Source organism: Gordonia desulfuricans NBRC 100010, assembly GCF_001485495.1.
In the GTDB taxonomy this organism is placed as follows: domain Bacteria; phylum Actinomycetota; class Actinomycetes; order Mycobacteriales; family Mycobacteriaceae; genus Gordonia; species Gordonia desulfuricans.
The window spans coordinates 1-18635 of sequence record NZ_BCNF01000111.1; the positions used below are offsets into that span (position 1 = coordinate 1).

An 18635-nucleotide genomic window follows, 5' to 3' on the forward strand; every position below is an offset into this window, starting at 1 on the left:
ATGCTCGGTCCCGGCTCAATCATCCACGGGTGCCTCTGTCGGCCGGGGTCGTCGACGTGACCACCTCGGACGTGGTTGTCGGATCGGCGACCGGGCCGTCAGCGTAGTGTGGCCAGCCGATCGAGGACGTGCTCGGGGGATGCGGCGGCGGGGATCGTCGCCAGGAGGATGTCGGCACCCAGGATCTCGGGATCGGGATCGCCCGACGACGTCCAGAACGTCTCGGGGACCGTCGCGATCACGACGTCGTCGGCCGCCTCGACCATATCGGCGTGGCGCAAGGCCACCGACCAGCCGACGTGCTTGGCGACGTTGGTCACCGAACCGTACTCCGACAACGATTCCCGCGTATCGGCCGGCGAGCCGACGGCATCGAGCAGGACCAGCGACACCGGGACCGCGCCGAGTCGTCCGAGCCATTCGGCGATGTACATCGAGGCGCTGTCGGCGGCGTCCTCGTCCACCTCGTCCAGATCGGTGCCGGCCACCCCGTGCGCCCACGACAACCAACTCGCCGGGGACGGTACGTGCAGGACGACCGGGCGTCGTGACGACGTACCGATGGTGGTGACCGCGGTGACGAGGCCGGCGACCAGGTCGTCGTCGCCGAGCAGGGTCCGCAGTGCGTAACCGGTGCGGGAACGTCGCCCCATCTCGGTGACCAGATCGGGGGTGCGTTCGAGTTGTGCCTGCTGCCAGCGGCGGACGTCCAGCCACACCGCATCGGGGTCGAGCAGAGAACGGGTCTGACCGAAATGGCCGACGAGAGCGGCGAGATCGGTCCACGGGATGGGTGCGCCCTGGCGGATGACGGCCGTCGCGTAGGCGGTGTCGTCGATGAGCAGTGGACGGGTACGGCCGCTGGGCGGTGCCGAGGTGAGACCGGCGAGACTCATGGGGAACTCCTGGGATGTCAGGGAATCGGGGTGGGAAGGCCGGGTGCGTCCACCGCAGGGGTAAGTGGACGCACCCGGCCGGTCGGGGGCGAGATCAGCGCAGGCGCCGCACCTTCTCGCCGTGCTTGGCCTCCAGCTCGGCCACCCGCTGCTCGAGCGTGGCGATCTTCACCTCGCGGCGATCGGGGATGTTGATCAGCGGCAGCTCGGCGAGCGGGGCGGTCACCCGGCTCGGGCCGTCGATGGTGAACACCGTGGCGGTGAGATCCTCGGTGTCCGAACCCCAGGAACCGTAGTAGTGCAGATCCTTCGGCGGTTCCGGCGTCACGAACTCGGCGCAGAACTCGGCGAACGGCCTGCCCCGCTGCAGCCGCGCCTTGCGGGCCGCGGTACGGGCGGCATCGGTGCCTTCGACGTCGAGCCGGAAGGTCGCCGGATCGTAGTGGACGGCGAAGATGTCCTCGGCCACCTTCTGGCTGATCCGACCCAGCTCGGCGTCGGCGACGACGGACTCCGGGGAACGCTCCAGTGGATCACCGTAGCCACCGCCGGCACCCTGACTGATCATGTACAGCTCGCCGTCCTTGGCGAGATCGAACTGCAGACCCATGTGATAGGTCGAGTACCGGCCGTCGGGGAACGGCTGGTTGTTCATCACCTTCTCGATCGACAGATCGAAGGTCTTGTTGTCCCGGCGGAAATGCTCGTAGACATTGGTGCCCTTGACCATCGCCAACGGATAGGTGCCACACCCGTAGCCGCCGTACATCCCGTAGATCGAGGAGAACTTGGCGCCCGAGGTGACCGTCATGAAACCCCACTGCGGGGTGCCCTCGGCGGCCACGATCATCTCGTAACCCATACCGCCGGTGAACTTCCCGAAGCCCATGTTGTCGCGCACCAGCCGCTTGGCGACCAGCTGCATGAACGGCACCTCCTCTTCCATCACCTCCTGCTCGGCGGTGTCGGCCATCGCACAGAACAGCGGGGAGACCGCATCCTCACCGTCACGGAACGGCTTTGCGCCACCGGGCATCCCGTTGAGGTCGGCACACAGGTTGCCCACCATGTCGCCGTGCTGGGTGATACCACCCCACAGGAACGTGTTGATCTGGTTGAACCAGTTGGCCACCACGTTCGAGTACTTGTGCGGAGTGGAGAACGACATCCGGCTGTAGAGCGCCTGCATCGCCGAGAACCCGCGGAACGATGCCTGCAGCGACTGGCCCATCGGCGCGTCGTAGGAGGCGTCCGCCCAGGTCCCCTCGTCGGAGATGATCTCGATGCAGCTCATCGCGGCCGTGCAGCGTGGCAGATCCGGCCACCAGAACGCCAGGATCGCCTGCATCATCATCGATTTCACCGAACACAGCGGCGAGTTGATGGCGCGGTTGAGGATCTCCGGGCCGGTACCCCGCAGGTCAACCGTCATGTGATCGCCCTTGATGGTGATCTTGCAGGCGAACTTGATCAGGATGTTCTCCTTGAGCGTGGAGTCCATGAACTGATCGAAACGGTAGGTGCCGTCGGGAAGTTCGGCGATGCGGCGGCGCACCTCGGCATCGACATCCTCCACCGTGGTGCGCAGGGCGCCCACGAAGGTGTCCACCCCGACCTCGTCGATCACCTTGTTCACGCGTTCCATGATCTTGTTGACCGCGGTGATCTTGACCTTGAGATCGGCCAGCTGCAGCTTGGGGTCACGCACCGAATGCTGCAGGAAGGTCAGCAGATCGCGACGCAGATGACCGCGTTCGACGATCTTGAACGGACTCATCCGCAGGCCGTCGTCGAAGGCGGTCTCCGAACCGGACGGCATACCGCCCGGTTCACATGCCCCGTTCTCACCCTCGTGGATGGTGGCGGCCACCCACGCGATGATCTCGCCGTCACGGATGATCGGCATGATCATCGACTGGTCGGTGTTGTGCACGTTGCCGTATCGGGCGTCGTTGTGGATGAAGCCGTCACCCTCGTGGATGCCGACGGTCGGCTCGTCCTTCCAGTACTTCATGACATACCGGATCGGGTGGTGCAGGATCGCGCTGAACGCGATCACGCCGTGGCAGGAGAGATAGGAGACGTCGCCGGACGCGGTGTAGATCGCGGTGGTGAGGTCACCCCACTTGGCGCCCGGCGCGGCACCCTGCGCCTCACACATCTCGTAGCCCTCGTCGAGGGCGCCGGCGATACGTTTGCGGATGCGCTCCACCTGCATCCGGTCCACACCGGCGGCGATGGCCAGTTCCTCGTGGTCGGAGCGCTCGGAGATGCTGTGGCTGCGCATGATCTCGCGATCAGGGCCCAGGAACAGCGTGGTCTCGTCCATGAACTTGTCGACCCACTCCTGCTCCTCCGCGGTCAATGCGGGGGTGGTGGGGCGATCGTTGAGTGCAGTCATCGTGTGTCCTTACAGATTTGGTCGATGTGCGCGAAGCGGGTCAGTCCTGCAGGAACCAGACGGCGCCCTGCGGGGTGGGTTCGAGTCGCCACGACGGTTCCACGAGGAAGGTGGTGTTCTCGGTGGTGACGATCGCCGGCCCGTGGATCACCGACTCGGCGGTCAGGGCGTCCTGGTCGTAGACCGGGGTCTCGATGGCCTTGGGATGGCCGATGAAGTGCACCTTGCGGTGTCCGGCCGGAGCGGGTTCGCGGCGGTCGCCGCCGACGGTGAGCTCGTCGAAGTTCACCACATCGCCCTCCACATAGGACGCCACCCGCACGGTGTTGCAGCGGATTCCGGCCTCCGGCGCCGCCGACGAGGCACCGAACCGGTGGCTGTACACGTCGCCGAAGATCTTGATGATCTCCAGCACGTCACCCACACCGTCCATCCGGTTGATGTCGGGCAGGGTGACCGCCTGGGTGAGCAGCTGGTTGCCGTAGCGCATGTCGAGCTCGAGCCGGTGCCGCACATCGTCGGCGGAGAAGCCCTGGCGGACCAGGTCCTCACGCCCCTTGGCCTCGAGTTCGGCGACCACCGTGTTGAATTCGACGTAGTCGTCGTAGAGCGAACGGGTGGTGGCGTTGTACATGGTGACGTGTACGCCGCGCTCGTGGAAGTGCAGCTGGCGCATGTTGCCGGCACCGCATGCGGAGAACACCGACGAGAACGGGGGTGCGAGAACTCGTTTGATCCCGGCGTGGCGGGCGACGCCGCAGGCGTGCAGCGGACCGTTGCCGCCGTAGGCGAGCATGGTGAAGTCCTCCGGCAGGTAGCCGCGGACGCGCAGCTCCTTGCCGATGCCGATCGCCATCTGCTCGTCGACGCCGTCCTTGATCACCCGGGCCACCTCGACGACGTCCATGTCGAGGTGGTCGCACAGGTTCTCCTCCAGGGCGAACCGTGCCCGCTTCGGGTTGAGCTTGATGAACCCGTTGGCGTAGTTGTCCGGATCGAGATAGCCCAGCACCAGGTCGGCGTCGGTCACCGTCGGCTTGAGGCCGCCACGGTCGTAGCAGGCCGGTCCGGGATTCGAGCCGGCCGACTGCGGGCCGATCTTGACCGAGTTGTGGATGCGGTCGTAGCTCGCGATGGAACCGCCACCGGCACCGAGGGTGTCGAGGTGGACCATCGGCACGCTGACCAGCCAGCGGTCGATGGTGGGCAGGAAGTCGTAGTGCTTGACGCCGCCCTCGGGGACCAGGCCGATGTCGAAGGAGGTACCGCCCATGTCGGTGGAGATGACATGCCCGATCCCGGTCTCGTTGGACAGATGCTCGGCCGCACCGACACCGGCGATCGGACCCGAGTGGATGGTCTGCAACGCATCGGTGGAGTTCATCTGCGCCATACCGCCGGAGTTGTGGATCACCAGCATCGGCTTGTCGTAGCCGAAGTCGCGCAGGTTGTTCGACAGCTGGGACAACGCATGGAACATGATCTCGTGCAGGTAGCCGTCGATGATCGTCGACGTGGCACGCACGTACTCGCCCTTGCGGCCGGACACCTGATGACCGAGCAGCACCGGGATGGCGCCCAACTCGTGCGGCGGGAACTCGTCGAGGATGATCTCCTGGATCGCCAGCTCGTGCTCGGGGTTCTCGGTGGCATTGGTCAGCGAGACGACGATCGCCTCGGCGCCGGCGTCGACGAGTTCGCGCACCACCGACCGGACGTCGTCGGGATCGAGTGCGGCGACGACCTTTCCGGCGGAGTTGATGCGCTCCTTGACCGAACGGATCATGGCGCGCGGCACCAGCGGTTCCGGACGCTCGGCGGCGGGCAGGTTCTGCTGCATCGAATAGTCGAGGCCCTCACCGTATCCGCGACCACGCGAGAGCGGGATGGTGTCCTCGAACCCGTGGGTGACGATCGCGGCGACCTGCGGGCCGTTGCGCTCGATCAGGGCGTTGGTGCCCAGGGTGGTGGCGTAGCGCACCGAGTCGACCTCGCTGAGCACCGTCGAGCGGTCCAGTCCCGCACGCTTGCAGGCCAGGTCGAGGGCGTCGTTGAATCCGATCGCCAGATTGTGGTGTGTGGTCAGGGATTTGGCGTCGACGTAGATGTCGTCCCAGACGAAGAAGCAGTCGGTGAAGGTTCCGCCGATGTCAACGGAGATGCGTTTCATGGGTTCTCCCGGAAGAAGATCGAATAGTGGTTCGGGTCAGCGGATCTGGCCGGCGGCCTTCAATGCCGCGGTATAGGCCTGGGCGTCCTCGCCGGGGCCGTAGTTGAAGACCTCCTCGGCGTCGACACCGCGCTCGGCCCACTGCCGGCGCAGCGCGGCGACGTCGACCTGGATGTCGTTGGCCGGCGGATGGCCCGGCGGGAGGTACTCCACCTCGATCTGGGTGGCGCATCCGGGGCAGTAGTACTCCAGGATGCGGCAGTAGGTGGGATCGGGGCTGAAGGTGTACTCGTAGCGCTCCGGGTCGATGATCGGCTGGTGGATCTCGCGCGGATCACGGTCGTACACCAGCGTTCCCGGCTTGTAGTTGTCATGGGCCGAACCCATGTCCTGGGCGCAGACGCGGCACACCCAGCGTTCGGAGTCGAGGTCGATCAGCAGGTATTCGGTCATCGGGACTCGCATGGGAGTCCCTCCTTTCGTACGGGAGTGGGGGACAGTCGGTTCGGGAGGATCAGCCGACGTCGGTGAGCAGCAGGTCGCCGGCCGAGGTGACCCGGAAGTGCCAGCCGGGCAGGACCCGTGCGGTGAAGAAGGGGCCCTCGATGATCGCCGGGCCGTCGCCGCTGTGCCCGGGGGAGAGGTCCTCGAGCACATGCACCGGTACCTCGTCGACGGTATCGGCGGCCGACCGGACCCGACGGGTGCCGGTCGCCGGGGCCGGTGTCTCGTCGACCGATTCCTGTTCGGCGAGTTCGGGATGCGGCAGCGGCGCGGTGGTGGTCAGTTCCAGGGTGAGCGTGTGGCCGGGGTACTCGACGTCGTCGCCCGGCGCATACGGCACACGCGACCGGGCGCCGGTGTCGGTGCTCTCGAGGACCAGCTGCCACCGGGTCTCGCAGTCGGCGAGCGCATAGCCCTCCTGGAACATGTCGCGCTCGGCGCGGGCGAGGAGCTCGTTGTGGGTCGCCAGGGCCGCGTCGGCGGTGGCCTCGTCGATCACCACCTCATAGGTCTTGCCGACATCGGAGAACGCGATCCCGAAGGCGGAGAAGACCGCGGCGGTGCGCGGGATGAGCACCTGACGCACACCGGCCCGGCGGGCGGCACCGGCGGCACTCATCGGGCCCGCACCACCGAAGGCGAGCAGCGTGGTGTCGGATTCGACCCACGACGAGAACGACTGTGCCAGTGCGGTGAAGAACGCCTGCTCCATCCGGATCAGCGCCTCGTCGAGACCGATCCCGAGCGGCTCGGCGATGGTCTCGGTGATCACCGCGCGGGAGCGTTCGGCGTCGAGGGTGAAGGTGCCGTCCAGGTAGGTGTCGGCGTCGAGCACCCCGAGCAGCAGGTTGACGTCGGTGATGGTGGCCTGCTTGCCGCCGAAACCGAAGCACGCCGGTCCGGGAGCGGCACCGACCGACTTGGGACCGACGGTGATGGTGCCGTCGGTCACCGCGATCACCGACGATCCGCCGACACCGGTGGAGCGCACATCGCTCATCTCGTAGGAGATGTCGACTCCCTCGATGGCGCCGCGGTCGAGGACGGCGACTTCACTGTCGCGCACCATCCCGACATCGGTGGTGGTACCGCCGATGTCCATCATCAGCGCATGCGGCAGGCCGTATACGCCGGCGAGCGCCGCGGTGCCCTCGAGTCCGCCACGCGGTCCCGACGAGTACGTCTTGAGCGCCACCGACTTGGCCACACGGGAGGATGCGCCGTCGTTGCGGTACACCAGCAGCGGGTTGGCCACCTTGTACTCCTTGAGCCGGCGTTCGGCGCCGTAGAGGAACCGCTCCATGGTCGGGTGCAGGAAGGAGTTGATCACGCACGACCAGGCGCGGCGGGCGTCGTCGCGGTCGCCGGCCAGTTCCCAGCTGTAGATCAGCGGCACCGAGCCGAGCAGATGCCGCGGGAAGCGACGCAGCAGCACATTGCGCAGCGTGCGCTCCACCTCGGCGTCGCCACCGACCACCACGACGCGTGCGGCGCCCTGCGTGGTGAGCCGGTTGACCAGCTGCACGATGTCGAAGTCGAGGGTGTCGGCGTGGGCGTCGACGGTGTGCACACGGTTGCCGATCAGGCCGTCGAACAGCTTGGCCTGGGCGTCGTCGCGCTGCATCTGCTCGGCGAGACCGTCGACGCTGGTGATCACACCGATCATCGGGCCGCGCCGCTCGACCAGCGCATTGGTGCCCTGCGTGGTGGAGTAGCGGATGTGTTGCGCCTGATGAAGCAGCCGCGTGGTGTCGGCCCTGCCGTACAGCTTCTCCGAGGCCTTCTCGATGCCCGTGAACAGGCATTCCGACAGGTCATGCGGGGTGGTGAGGGTCTTGGTGAAGCTGATCGAGGAGCCGTCCCACACGCAGATGTCGGTGAGCGTGCCCCCGTTGTCGATGTTGATGAGTGTGTCCATACCGGTCCGTTCGTCGCCAGTGGATGGGGAGGGTCGAGTGGCGTGCGCCACATCGGATTCCCACTCTGGTGTGGTCTCAGTCACTCGAGATGTGTCAAGATCGGACACATTCGCGCTGGACTATGACTTGGGTCTCATCCACGATTGGTCGAGGACCGAGAACGAGTGCCCGCCCCTGCGGGCGGTCCGGGTGAGGAGCGACGATGCCCAACAGTGCGAACCGGTTGTTGAGGGTGGCGGCTGCCCGTGCAGACTTCCTGGACTCCGGGGTGCAGGGTGCCGCCGGTGTCCCCGACACCGTGGTCGCCTCATGGGAACGCAGCCACGAGGCCGGTGTGGACGTGATGGCGCCGCGCAGCGAGTACACCGAGGACATCGACACCGAATCGCTGCTGCACCGGTGCGCACAGCCGGTGCTCGATCAGCTGATCAGCGACATCGTCGAGATGCCCCTGGTGGTGGCGCTGACCGACAGTCGGGCGCGGATCGTGCGGCGTATCGACGTCTCACCGGCCGTCGGCCGGCTGCTCGATCGTGTGGAGCTGGCGCCGGGATTCCGCTATGCGGAGAACACCGTGGGCACCAACGGCATCGGCACCGTCCTGGAGGCGGGCCGGCCGATCAGCGTCATCGGTCCCGAGCACTTCACCGAACAACTCCAGCCTTTCGCCTGTACCGGCTCACCGATCATCGACCCGGTCACCGGCCGGGTGGAGGGCATCCTCGACATCTCCACGCTGACCACCACATGGAGTCCGGTGATGCACGCGCTGGTCAAGAGCGCCGCCAAGGACATCGGCAACAACCTGCTGATGGACCGCAGTCAGGCGCAGCAGGCGATCTTCGCGACCTACCTGCGGGCCTCGGCGCGCTCGTCCCGACATGCGGTGTTCGCCTTCGGGGATGCGGTGTTCATGGCGAACACGAATGCGCAGAACGGTTTCGACGCCGACGAACAACGCTCCATCCGGGAGCACGCGACCTTCCTGATGAGCCGCACCGGCCACACCAGCGACACGGTGACGATGCCGGGCGGGCGACTGGTGCACATCCGCGGCACCCGCATCGAGATCGGGAGTGCGGTGGTCGGCATGGTGGTGACCGCCGAGGTGATCTCACGCGGCCGTCGACGCCCCGTCGCCGCACAGGGTTTCGGGGTGCAACGGCTGCCCAGTGCCGGGGTGGCGACCGCGGCGACCACGGCATTGGCCGGTGACCTGGGCCGAACGCACACATCGGTGGTCACCGGTCGGTCACCGGTGTGGCAGCGTGCCTGCGACGAACTGCGCAGCGCACTCGAGCACCGGCGGCCCGTGGTGGTGATGGGGGAGACCGGGACCGGGAAGTTCACCCTGGCCGGGGAACTGTTCCACTCGTTGTACTCCGGGGCCCGCAGCGTCGTCATCGACGCCACCCAGGCCGATGGCACCCAGTTCGACGGTGCCCAGTTCGAGGGTGCCCGGTTCGACGCCGACAGCCGGGTGGACGATGTGCCGCCGCTGGTCGAGGAGGTCGACGAGCCCACCCTGATGATCGTGCGGAACATCGATCAGTGTTCCACCGACGGTGTGGAACGGCTGGATGCGCTGTTCACCCAGATCGGTGCGGTCGACGGCCCGGTGTGGTTCCTGGCGACGCTCTCGGATTCGGCACTCGACTCGCATCTCCCGTTCCGGCAGTTGCTGTCCCACTTCGACGGTTCGATCGCGGTGCCACCGTTGCGGTGCCGCACCGACGATCTCAATGCCATCGTGTCCGCGTTGTCGGCGGAACTGGCCGGCGGTCGCAGCGTCCGCTTCAGTCCGGAAGCGTGGCGGATCATCACGCACTACTCGTGGCCGCGCAACATCTCTCAGCTGCGTGAGGCGCTCGATCATGCGCTGCACCGCCGGCCGGCCGGTGAGATCCAGGCGACCGATCTGCCCGGCTACTGTCACACCGTGTCGGCCCGCACGCTGACCCCGCTGGAGAACGCCGAGCGGGACATGATCGTCGCGGCACTGCAGAACAACGGTGGCAATCGGGTTGCGGCGGCGACCGAGGTGGGGATGTCGCGGTCGACGCTGTACCGGAAGCTCAAGAGCTACGGGATCACCGCCTGAGGGATGGGCCGTAAGGGGGATTTCGGTGTATATCCGCTGATCCCGGGGTGTTTCGGCGGTTGTGGTCGGCGGTGTGATGCACAGGTGCGCTGTGAGAACGCTGAGAGCGCACCCCTGGAATGGTAAGGCTTACCTGGGTTACGTTGGGCCACCGAATGATCGGACAGACCAACCTGGGGTGGGCTCATCGTGGAACTTTCTCGTCGGCACTTCTTGGCGGCCGCGCTCGGTGCCTCCGCGCTACTGGCGCTCGCCGCGTGCGGCGGCAACGGCGCAGGCGGCAGTACGGGTGGGACGCTGCGGGTCGGCGCGCTGGGCAAGGCGTCGACCACCGAGCGTGACCCGCACCAGACACTGAGCAACGACAGCGATTTCCTCATCGCCTCCCTGGTGTACGACGCGCTCACCGTCCCGGGGGCCGACCCCAACGTCGCCCCGCGGCTGGCCACCCAATGGACCCAGCTCGACGACCTCCGCAGCTGGCGGTTCACCATCGCCGACGGCGCCACCTTCCACGACGGCTCACCGGTCACCTCCGCCGACGTCGTCTGGTCGCTGCGCCGTCTCCGTGAGATCGCCGGTGAGACAAAGGTTCCGGTGGCCTCGGTCGATGACGTCGTCGCCGACGGTCCCGATGCGGTGGTGATCACCACCGCAGCACCCAACCGGGAGCTCCCGTTGCTGTTGCGGCTCATGACCTTCACCGTGAAGGAGGGCACCACCGACTTCACCTCGGCGAACGGTACCGTCCGTTCGAACTCGAGTCGTACACCGACGGGAACGCGCGACTGGTGCGCAACGAAACCTGGTACGGGGGTGCGCCCCGGCTGGACGCGATCGAGGTCACCCGATTCGACAGCCCCACGGCGATGGCGAACGCAGTGCTCACCGGTCAGATCGACCTGGCCTCGAATGTCGGTGCGGTGGCGGGACGTACCGCCGAGGGACGCTCGGACCTCACCGTCGTCCGACGCCCCAACGACGTCGTGATCGCCGTGGTGATGCGTACCTCCGGCGGTCCGTTCGCCGACCCGCGGGTACGTGAGGCGCTGCGCCTGGCCACCGACCGCGAGGCGATGGTCACCCAGGTGGCCTCCGGATACGGCAGTGTGGCCAATGACGTTCTGGGTGTGGGTGATCCGCTCTACGACAAGTCGCTTCCCCAGCGCCGTCGCGACCTCGCCCGCGCCCGGCAGCTCCTCGCCGAGGCCGGCTTCGACACCGGGGCCACCTACCCCCTGGTCACCAAGGAGGAAGCCGTCGGGGAGGTCGATTCGGTGAAGCTCTTCGCCACCCAGGTCGCCGACATCGGCGTCACCGTCGACGTGGTGGTTCAGGACGCCAACACCTTCTACGACGAAACCTGGTTGCAGGCACCGTTCTACACCGTGAACTGGGGGACCAACGACTCCGTGATCTTCTTCGCGAGCAAGACCATGTACTCCGGAACCAAGTGGAACGAGACCGATTTCCACGACCCCGAGTTCGACGCGGCCTACACCGCGGCGCTCTCGGCCGCCGACGACGCGAGCTACACCGCGGCGAGCACCACCCTCCAACGGATCCAGTACGAGCGTGGGGGCTACATCGTCTGGGGCATGGTCGACGGGGTCGACGTCGCATCGTCGACGGTCTCCGGCCTGCCGACGCTCGGCGGGTACGGCCGTGTCCAGCTCGAGAAGGCGTGGCTGTCGAGTTGATCACGCCCGGTGCGGCGTTGGTGGAAGCATCGGGGTCGTGGCCGAGGCGGTCTGCCCCCACCGTGATCTGGATCGCCACCGTGATCGCACAGCGGGCGTTGCTGCTCCTGGCCGTCCTGACCCTCGTGTTCGCCGCCGTGGACTTCCTGCCCGGAAATGCGGCACGCGCAGCACTCGGTCGCGATGCGACTCCGGAACAGGTTGCGGCATACGAGCATGCACTCGGCCTGGACCGGCCCCTCGCCGTCCGCTACGTCGACTGGTTGGGCGGACTGCTGACCGGCGACCTCGGAACCACCGTCCGCGGCATCCCGATCGGTGAGGTCGTGTCGACCAAGATGCCCAACACGTTGCTGCTCGGCGGGCTGGCGCTGGTCGTGACCGCGCTGGTCACCGTTGCCGGTGGTGCGGTGTGGGCACTGCGACCCCGCGGGATCTCCGCGCGGGTGCTGTCGCCGTCGACGACGATGATGATCGCCGTACCCGAATTCGTGGTCGCCACCATGCTGGTGTTCGTCTTCTCGCTGGGGGCCGGCTGGTTTCCGGCGGTGACCATCACGAATGCGGCAGGCGCACCGGCGAGCCCGTCGATGCTGGTCCTCCCGGTCCTCGCCCTGGCCATCCCACAGTCGGCGTGGAACATTCGTGTCGCCCGTGCGGCGCTCGTCGACGCATCGGGCTCACCCCACGTGTCGGCCGCAGAACTCGACGGGCTCGGGCAGCGGCACATCCTGTTCCGCCATGTGTTCCCGATCGCCCTGCCCACCATCGCCACCTCACTGGCCACCTCGGTGGGCATGCTGCTCGGCGGTGCGCTGGTGGTCGAGACCATCTTCAACTATCCGGGGATCGGATCGGTCCTGGCCGGATCGGTGGCCGACCGTGACGCCGTGCTGGTCGCATCCGTTGTCGCCCTCCCCGGTGCCGCGATCACCGTGATCCTGCTGGCCGCCGACCTCCTGCGCGTCTGGGCGGTGCGTGGACGATGAGGATTCCGGCCATGAGAACCCCGGCCAGGAGAACCCCGGCGATCGCCCCGCGGGTACGGGCGGTTCTCCTGGTGATCCCGGCGCTGGTGATCGTCGGCATCGCCGTCGTCGGACCGTGGATCGCCCCGCACCGCGTCGACGAGGGCGTCGGAATCCCCTACGCACCGGCATCATCACAGGCTCCTGCCGGAACCGATCACCTCGGCCAGGACGTCTGGAGTCACCTGCTCACCGGCGGCTGGGGGCTGTTGCTGTTGGCCACGATGATCGCCCTGCTGGTGACCTTCCTCGCGGCGGTGATCGGGACCATCGCGGCCGTGCGACCCGCCGTGGGGGACGCCATCGAACGGTGCACGGACCTGTTGATGCTGGTACCGCCGGTGTTGGCGATCCTGCTGGTGATGCTGTCGTGGCCGCAGTCGGGGGCCTATGGCCTCGTCGGGATCGCCGTGGTCATCGGAACCACCTATTCGGCACGGGTTTTCGCGGCCGCGGCGGCCGGGATCGCGGTGAGCGGCTACGTCGAGGTGGCCGTCGCCAGTGGAGAGCGACTGTGGTACCTGGTCTTTCGTGAGGTGCTCCCCAATCTGCGGCACACCGTGACCACGCAGCTCGGGCTGCGATTCGTCGAGGCGATGTATCTGGTCAGCACCGCCGCATTCCTGCAGCTGCCCGCCACGCTCGGCCGAACGAACTGGGCGGTGATGGTCCGGGAGAACGGCGCGGGCATCCTGCTGAACCCGTGGGCGGTGGTGCTGCCGAGCATTGCCATCGGTGTCCTCGCGATCAGCGTCAACCTCACCATCGACGCGCTACGCCCCGACGACCGACGGATGCGCACATGACCCGGCCGCATGTCGTCGTCGACGACCTCACCGTGACCACATCCGACGGTCTCCACACACTGCTGACCCACGGTGCACTGACCCTGCGGCCCGGGAAGATCACCGCGATCAGTGGTGAATCCGGCTCGGGCAAGACCACATTGATGCAGGCGGTGCTCGGTCACCTGCCACCCGGTGCGCGACTCGGTGCGGGCAGTGTCCGTGTCCTCGGACATGATGTCCTGAGGCTGCCGCCCGATGAGCTCCGTGCGCTCCGACGCGAGCACCTGGCCTTCGTGGGGCAGGATCCGGGTTCCGCACTCAATCCGACGATGCGGGTGCGGACCCTGCTCGGTGAACTCGCCGACGACACCGCGCACCGCGATCCCGGTTGGGCGCTCGATCGGGTGGGCCTGCCCGCATCGATGACGGGCCGGCGGCCGGGAGAGTTGTCCGGTGGGCAACAGCGCCGGGTTGCGTTGGCGCGAGCGCTGGTTCGGGGTGTGGACGTGCTGCTGGTGGACGAACCGTTCGCCGGACTCGACGCCCGGGTCCGCGACGGCATCGTCGAGCTCCTCCGCGAACTCGCCGACGAGGAAGGTCTGGCGATCGGGGTCTCCGGTCATCAGGCCGCCACCCTGGACGCGCTCGCCGACGAGCACGTCGTCGTCGGACCGGCCGTTCCGGTGTCGTACACGCCGGCCCCGTGCACGGCCACTCCCGCCGGGCGCGGAGCATCGGGCGGCAGGATACCCGGTGACACAGGCGATTCGGTGATCCTCGCCGGTGCCGGCATCCGGCTCGTCCGCGGTGGGCAACCCGTGCTCGACGGTGCCGACATCGCCCTGCGGCGCGGTCGTTCGACGGCGGTGGTCGGAGCGTCGGGTGCGGGGAAGACCAGCCTCGCCCGGGTGCCGGCCGGACTCGAATCCCCGGCCACCGGAACCCTTCACCTCGACGGTGATCGCATCAACCTGCGCGGATCACGCCGACGCCGGGATGTGCGGCGGGCCATCCAGCTCGTGCCACAGAATCCGATGTCGACGCTCAATCCGGCCAGGACGGTGGCCGAGACCCTCGCCCGTCCACTGCAGCGGTCGGGAGTCGGGGACGGTGGCCGACGCACACAGGTGATCGACGAACTGCTCGAATCGGTGGGGCTGACCGGCGAGCACAGGACCCGGTACCCCCATGAGCTGTCGGGCGGTCAGCGGCAACGGGTCTCGGTGGCGCGTGCCCTCGCCCATCGGCCCGAGGTGTTGATCTGTGATGAGGTGACATCGGCGCTCGACGAGGCCACCGCGGCGTCGATCATGGAACTGCTGCGCGATGTGATGGACGAGCGACGGATCGCGGTGATGGTGATCAGCCACGATCTCGACCTGGTCCGACGGTTCTGCGACAGCACCCTCACCCTGACCGCCGGACGGCTGGTCGAGACGTGACCGGGGACGGTTCGGGCCGTGCGGACCGCCCGGATGCCGCGCGGCCGGTGGGTGCAGACGCCGACCCGATGACCTACCGGCGCACCGGCCGTGAGCTGGTGGGGCTGTCGGCGCCGATCGCCCTCACCCAGCTCGCGCAGGTCGCGCTGACCACCACCGACCTCGCGATGATGGGACTGATCAGCACCGAGGCCCTCGCCGCCGGTGGCCTCGCGATCACCCTGTTCAACCAGGTCCGCACGATGGGCGTCGGCCTGATCACCGCGGTGGGCAACCTGGTCGCGCATGCGGTGGGGCGCCACGGCCGGGCTTGCGCGGCCGACGGGGCCCGGGCGATCGCGGATGGCCCGGACGCCACCGATGTCGCGGACGAGATCCGCGACATCGTGCGGTCGAGCTTCCTGATCGCGACCCTCGCCGGGATCGCCGGCGGCGTGGTCCTGGTCGCGCTCGGTATGGTGCTGCGTGTCGTCGGAGTGGGCGCCACGGTCGCGGAACCGACGATGTGGATGCTCGTCGCGCTGGCCCCGGGACTGTTGCCGTGTCTGTGGTTTCAGGTGATCCGACAGTTCACCGTCGGCATGCGACGACCCAAGGCGCTTCTGCTGATCACCGTCGTGTCGATGCTGATCAACATCGCGCTCAACTGGATGTTCATCCACGGGACCTTCGGGATGCCCGCCCTCGGACTGACCGGGATCGGACTCTCCACCTCGCTGGTCTATCTGGTGACATTCGTGATCATCGCGATCGTGGTGCGGCGCGACCGTACCCTCGCGCCGATCTTCGGTGTGGCAGTGCATCGTTCGCAGGCATCCACGGTGCGGCGCATCCTGCGTCTCGGGACGCCGATCGCCGGGACCTACGGCAGTGAGGCCGGTCTGTTCACGGTGGCGGCGATCATCATCGGCGGATTCGGGGCGCCGGCCCTCGCTGCGCACAACGTGGTCAACCAGCTCACCTACATCGTCTTCCAGGTCTCGGTGGGTATCTCGCACGGTTCGTCGATCCTGGTGAGCCGGTTCGTCGGTCTCGGCACCGCCGTACGGTCGAGGACGGTCGCGATCGTCGCCTACTCCCACGCGGCGGTGGTCGTCGGCGCCGTCGGCGTGGTCTATCTCCTTGCCCCGAACGCGGTTCTGGGATTGTTCACCGACATTTCTGACGATGCGGTCATGTCGGTCGCGACGGTCCTGCTCGCGATCGCCGTGTTCCAGCAGTTCGTCGACTCCGCGCAGAACATCGGTATCGGACTCCTATGCGGCGTGCAGGACACCACGTCGAGCTTCGCGATCACCCTGATCGGGTACTGGGTTGTGGGCCTGCCGGTGGGCTTGATCCTGGCGTACGGACTGGGTCTGGAGACGACCGGCATCTGGGTCGGACTGTCGTGCGGTCTGCTGATCGCGGCGCTCCTGCTGTTGCGGACCTTCCGACGACGGCTGGCGGTGATCGAATCCCGGGCCTGATGCGCCCCACCCGAGCACGGTCCGAGCGGGATGCGGCCGAACCGTTCTCGACAGGGCCCGCGATCGGATCGTCGTGAATCCGGTGATGCACCCGGCGAGTACGACCCGGGCGACCTACGATCGCGGTACCCGACGGTGTCGGGACGCAGGGCGCGGTTCGGGCCGGGCCGCGCCGTGGGCTGCCCGAGGACTGTGTCGTCCGGGAAGGACCTGATGGAGACCTCCGCGACATTGCGGTTCGCGCTCTTGCTCACCTGTGCGAGCGGATTCCTCGACAGCTACACCTTTCTGGTCCGCGGCGGGGTGTTCGCGAATGCGCAGACCGGCAACGTCATCTTCTTCGGGATCGATCTCGCCGGGCGGCAGTGGCATCAGGCGCTCGGGCATCTGTGGCCGATCATCGCCTTCGTCGTCGGCGTGGTGTCGGCGGTACACATCAAGGCCGGCCGCCTCGACCGGATACTGCACTACCCGATCCGCGTGACGGTGGCGCTGTTCGCCGTGATCCTGTGCGCCGTGGGATTCGTGCCCACTTCCGCGCCACACTGGATTGCGACCATCCCGATCGCATTCCTGGCGGCGATGCAGATCGAACTGTTCCGCAGTATCGGTGATCTCAACTATGTGTCGGTCGCGACCACCGGCAATCTGATGCGCCTGGTGGAGGCCGGATACGCCACCTTGGCCGATCGAGACAGCGTGTCCCGGTACGCCTTCCGCGTGTATCTCGGGGTGGTCGGGATCTTCGCTGCCGGGGCGGTGATCGGTGCGTTCGCCTCCCACGAGTGGGGTGCCCGGGCCGCATGGATCCCGGCGGCCTTTCTGGCGGTCACCCTGGTGCTGTTCGTCGTGGACGAGCGGCGAGCCGAACCCGGGACCTGAACGCGGTGATCGTCCCTCGCCCCCGATACCGCGGTTCACCGTGCCCGATGGCGCCGCGGTACCGATGATGGACGGGGGAGCCGAGACGAGGAGATGGGTCGCGATGACGACGACACGCACAGTGGTGATCACGGGCGCCAGCAACGGTATCGGCGCCGTGGCGGCGCGAGAACTCGCGGGGGAGGGGACCGACCTCATCGTCGTCGGTCGCTCGGTGGACAAGACCGAGGCGATCGCCGCGGAGACCGGTGCCACCGCGTTCACCGCCGACTATGCGAGACTCGACGACGTCCGCGCACTCGCCGAACGACTATCCGAGCGCGTGCAGACGATCGATGTGCTGATGAACAACGCCGGTGGCACCTTCGACCCGAGACACCGGACCGTCGACGGCCACGAACCGAACTTCCAGATCAACCATCTCGGCGGCTTCCTGCTCACCAATCTGCTGCGTCCCCGTCTTGCCGCGGCGTCGGGTGCACTCGTCCTGAACACCTCGAGTATCGGCAACCTGGCCGGCAGCGTCGATCTCGACGATCTGGACTTCACCCGGCGCCGAAAGCTGGAGCTACGGTGTTACGGCACGGGAAAGCTGGCGAACATCCTGTTCACACGAGGTATCGCCGAGAGATGGTCCGATGACGGGATCGTTTCGGCTGCAGTACATCCCGGACCAGCTGCCACCGGATTCGGCCGCGACTCGTTCGTCGTCGGGCTCCTGTATCGGTCGCCGCTCAAACGGTTCGGCACCCATCACGCCGGAACAGGGTGCGGCCCCGTTGATCGCGTTGGCCGACCGCGGTGCCGACCCGGAGATCAACGGTGTGTACTTCAGCCGGTTCACCGCCAACGGTCGGGAGAACCCGCAGGCCCGCAAGCCCGAACTCGTCGACGGGCTGTGGACGGCGTCGGAGGGGCTCGTCGGGATCGGGTGAAGCGGCCAAGGCGAAGTGGTGGACGTCGGAATTGCAGGAGCGCGTCGCATCGGGGCTTCGACTCGGGTCTTCGAAATCGATCATCAACGAGCGGTCGGTGGTTGAGTCACTTCTGAGGTGGTTGACATCCGATGTTGGCTGCGGGGATTTCGACTCGGGTCCTCGCGATGCTCGGTCCCGGCTCAATCATCGTAGTAGGCGCGGTTCGCTCATGGAAGACGGATTGGATCAATCAGCTACGCCGAGTGGGTGGTTGAGCCGATGAGGAGCGTAGCGACGAGGCGTGTCGAAACCTCTGTCGGCCGAGTTCGCCGGTGTGACCGCCGCTGAGGTGGTCGCCACGCAAGGTTGGCTGCGGGGATTTCGACTCGGGTCCTCGCGATGCTCGGTCCCGGCTCAG

The 18635-nt window shown here is 67.2% G+C and carries 11 protein-coding genes and 2 pseudogenes; 8 read left to right on the forward strand and 5 right to left on the reverse strand.

Annotated elements, in window-relative coordinates; translation table 11 throughout:
* Window positions 1–98 precede the first annotated feature (98 nt).
* From GD1_RS17485 to GD1_RS17505, 5 genes are all read right to left on the reverse strand, one after another.
* Complete coding sequence (locus GD1_RS17485; protein WP_059038552.1) at window positions 99–896, reverse strand: hypothetical protein; 798 nt, start codon at window positions 894–896, stop codon at window positions 99–101.
* Window positions 897–990: 94 nt separating this feature from the next.
* Complete coding sequence (locus GD1_RS17490) at window positions 991–3297, reverse strand: hydantoinase B/oxoprolinase family protein (RefSeq protein WP_059038554.1); 2307 nt, start codon at window positions 3295–3297, stop codon at window positions 991–993.
* A gap of 40 nt (window positions 3298–3337) precedes the next feature.
* A complete protein-coding gene (locus GD1_RS17495) occupies window positions 3338–5467 on the reverse strand; it encodes a hydantoinase/oxoprolinase family protein (RefSeq protein ID WP_059038556.1) in 2130 nt (709 codons plus the stop codon).
* A 36-nt stretch (window positions 5468–5503) separates the two neighbouring features.
* Window positions 5504–5932: an acetone carboxylase subunit gamma gene (locus GD1_RS17500; protein ID WP_059038558.1), complete on the reverse strand. Its 429-nt coding sequence runs from the start codon at window positions 5930–5932 to the stop codon at window positions 5504–5506.
* A gap of 49 nt (window positions 5933–5981) precedes the next feature.
* Window positions 5982–7889: a hydantoinase/oxoprolinase family protein gene (locus tag GD1_RS17505; protein WP_059038560.1), complete on the reverse strand. Its 1908-nt coding sequence runs from the start codon at window positions 7887–7889 to the stop codon at window positions 5982–5984.
* Between the two features lie 203 nt (window positions 7890–8092).
* Between GD1_RS17505 and GD1_RS17510 the strand changes: the two genes are divergently transcribed.
* From GD1_RS17510 to GD1_RS17545, 8 genes and pseudogenes are all read left to right on the forward strand, one after another.
* The gene (locus GD1_RS17510; RefSeq protein ID WP_059038562.1) at window positions 8093–9991 is read left to right on the forward strand and encodes a sigma-54-dependent Fis family transcriptional regulator; all 1899 of its coding nucleotides are present in this window, start codon (window positions 8093–8095) and stop codon (window positions 9989–9991) included.
* A gap of 186 nt (window positions 9992–10177) precedes the next feature.
* A pseudogene (locus tag GD1_RS25790) lies at window positions 10178–11691 on the forward strand (ABC transporter substrate-binding protein).
* Complete coding sequence (locus GD1_RS17520) at window positions 11676–12680, forward strand: ABC transporter permease (RefSeq protein ID WP_307190352.1); 1005 nt, start codon at window positions 11676–11678, stop codon at window positions 12678–12680. The pseudogene GD1_RS25790 and the gene GD1_RS17520 overlap by 16 nt, the downstream one beginning before the upstream one ends.
* Window positions 12681–12691: 11 nt before the next feature.
* On the forward strand, window positions 12692–13525 hold the full coding sequence (locus tag GD1_RS17525) for an ABC transporter permease (protein WP_157079535.1): 834 nt from the start codon (window positions 12692–12694) through the stop codon (window positions 13523–13525).
* A complete protein-coding gene (locus GD1_RS17530) occupies window positions 13522–14949 on the forward strand; it encodes an ABC transporter ATP-binding protein (protein WP_059038566.1) in 1428 nt (475 codons plus the stop codon). Before GD1_RS17525 ends, GD1_RS17530 begins: the two co-directional genes overlap by 4 nt.
* Window positions 14946–16418: an MATE family efflux transporter gene (locus GD1_RS17535; protein ID WP_244882857.1), complete on the forward strand. Its 1473-nt coding sequence runs from the start codon at window positions 14946–14948 to the stop codon at window positions 16416–16418. Before GD1_RS17530 ends, GD1_RS17535 begins: the two co-directional genes overlap by 4 nt.
* A gap of 213 nt (window positions 16419–16631) precedes the next feature.
* The gene (locus GD1_RS17540; protein ID WP_053776210.1) at window positions 16632–17300 is read left to right on the forward strand and encodes a YoaK family protein; all 669 of its coding nucleotides are present in this window, start codon (window positions 16632–16634) and stop codon (window positions 17298–17300) included.
* Between the two features lie 103 nt (window positions 17301–17403).
* Window positions 17404–18235, forward strand: a pseudogene (locus GD1_RS17545) (SDR family NAD(P)-dependent oxidoreductase).
* Window positions 18236–18635 lie beyond the last annotated feature (400 nt).